The 1357-nt window shown below is 34.4% G+C and carries 1 protein-coding gene; it reads right to left on the bottom strand.

The window, feature by feature from the left end; genetic code table 11:
• Positions 1 to 93 precede the first annotated feature (93 nt).
• Positions 94 to 1357, bottom strand: a 1264-nt coding sequence (locus ACX6CF_RS25655; RefSeq protein WP_458788233.1) for an IS110 family RNA-guided transposase, incomplete at its 5' end; no start/stop codon positions are given.

The raw sequence follows: 1357 nt of genomic DNA, 5'->3' as shown, positions 1-1357 counted from the left end.
GATAGGTTGAAAGAAAAAATATAGAAATTTGACATACAAATAAGAGTACCAATAAATGCTACTTTTTTAAACAGTAAATATAATAGTAAGTCATTAAGTAGGAATAGCTATATCTGGAGGAATGATAGTACAGCCTTCCTTTTCCAATAGTTTTATAGCATTTTTAATGTATTGTGCCTTATGCTTATCATAAAGGTCCTTTGGAATATCTGAATAATTTATATCTGAAGGATTAAATACTTCACCATTTAAAAACATGTGATAAATACAAGTAAGAATCATACGAGCAATGGCAATGATAGCTCGTTTATGACCTCTACGTTTTTTGATTCGGTCATATTTTATTCTGAAATACGGATTCTTCTTGTTTTTAATAGCGGCATTGGCACATTGAACGAGTAAAGGTTTCAAGTAAACACCGGCTCTGGATACTCGAACACTTTTTTTCTTACCAGCACTTTCATTGTTTTGAGGCGTAAGACCAGCCCAAGAACATAAGTGTTTAGAAGACTTAAAAATAGACATATCGGTACCTATTTCAGCAATGATATAGGTGGAAGATTTTGCAGTAAGACCAGGAATAGTACTAGCCAAATCAATAAAACTTTGATAAGGTTTAGATAGGTCTGAAATGGAAGCATCAAGAATGGAGATGCATTCATCGATGTAATCGAAATGTTTTCGACAGACCTTCATTTTAATTGATTGGTCACTGCGCAGGTCATAACCGATAATTGATTGAATAACATCATCAGCTTTGTCTTTAAGCTTCTTTTTTAAAAGAGACTTACAATGTTCAGGAGAGAACACATCACAAGTGAGTATGTATTCAATGATAGCAGAAGAAGACTTACCAAAAGTATCTGATACTACGGAAGATAGAGTAATATTAGATACAGTAAGAGCATTCTGCATACGGTTTTTCTCACTTGAGCGGTGGCCAATTAGTTTGCAACGATATCTAAAAAGTTCTCGAAGCATACGGATATCAATTGGTGGAATGAAGCTAGAAGGAACAATGCCAAATTTAAAAAGATCAGCAATCCAAGTAGCATCTTTGGTATCGGTTTTTTGACCACGGATGGCTCTGACATATTTAGGATTAGCAATAACAACATGACAAGATTTTTCCAAAACATTAAAGATAGGAATCCAGTATTTGCCGGTGGATTCCATACAGACCTCAGTGCAGCTGTGTTTAAGAAGCCAAGCTTCAAGACTTTTAAGATCTGAATTAAAGGTAGCAAAACGTTTTTTGATATAAGTGGTAACATTATGCTTGTCAGAAATTGCGATAGCAGCAACCACAAATTTTTTGTGAACATCAATACCACAGCAAATAGGGTGAACAATACGT

The sequence above is a fragment of the Vallitalea sediminicola genome, assembly GCF_054408565.1.
This window is presented reverse-complemented; position numbering and strand designations above follow the sequence as displayed.